This is a genomic window from Leucobacter sp. M11, assembly GCF_035726885.1.
GTDB lineage: Bacteria > Actinomycetota > Actinomycetes > Actinomycetales > Microbacteriaceae > JAPFRB01.
In genome coordinates, this window is sequence record NZ_JAPFRB010000001.1 from 365,269 (window position 1) to 365,987 (window position 719).

At 73.4% G+C, this 719-nt stretch carries 1 pseudogene; it reads right to left on the minus strand.

The features are described 5' to 3' along the window. A pseudogene (locus OOT08_RS01830) lies at positions 1 to 719 on the minus strand (hypothetical protein); the annotation flags it as partial.

Below are 719 nucleotides of genomic sequence, written 5' to 3' on the forward strand. Positions count from 1 at the left end.
GGGCCCACAGCTGCGCGGGCAGGGTCAGGTCGGTGATCGCGGTCACGGAGACGACGACGGCCGGCACGCTCAGCACGATCGCGGCGCTCACACTGAGCGTCTGCGCGAGCCCGGAGCCCGAGCCCGACCACTGCGGCTGCACGAAGGGGCTGTCGCCCGGCCGGGTCGTCGGGTACGGGCCGAGGACGGAGCTGATGCTGGACACGCCCGCGCCGACCAGGAGCACGCCGAGGCTCATCCCGATCACGGCGGGCAGGAGCCGCCACTCGCCGATGATTGCGACCGTGATGCTGGACCCGATGAGGACGACGGGGACCCCGAGCATCAGCACGGGGGTGACACGGCCCAGCCGGTCATCGCGGCCGCGGGTGCCGCTGGCCACGTGCGACCAGATCGCGGTCGAGTCGGAGGCGACGTCGTTGTGGATGGACCAGGCCAGCAGGAAGCAGATCACGGGCAGCGGGATCAGCGCGAGCGAGGCAAAGCCCATCCCGGCGACCGCGAGCGCGGCGATCATGGCGACCGGGGCGAAGGGGATCGCGACCAGCGCGACGCGGTAGCGCGGGTCCCGGATCCAGTAGGTGACCATGCGCGCGCCGATCAGGCCGCTGGGCCGAGCCGAGAAGCGCTCGAACCAGCCGAGGCCCGTGCGGGCGAGGCCGGGCGCGACCGGGGTCTCGACGGTGCTCAGGGCGCGGCGGCACAGCAGCGCCCAGAGC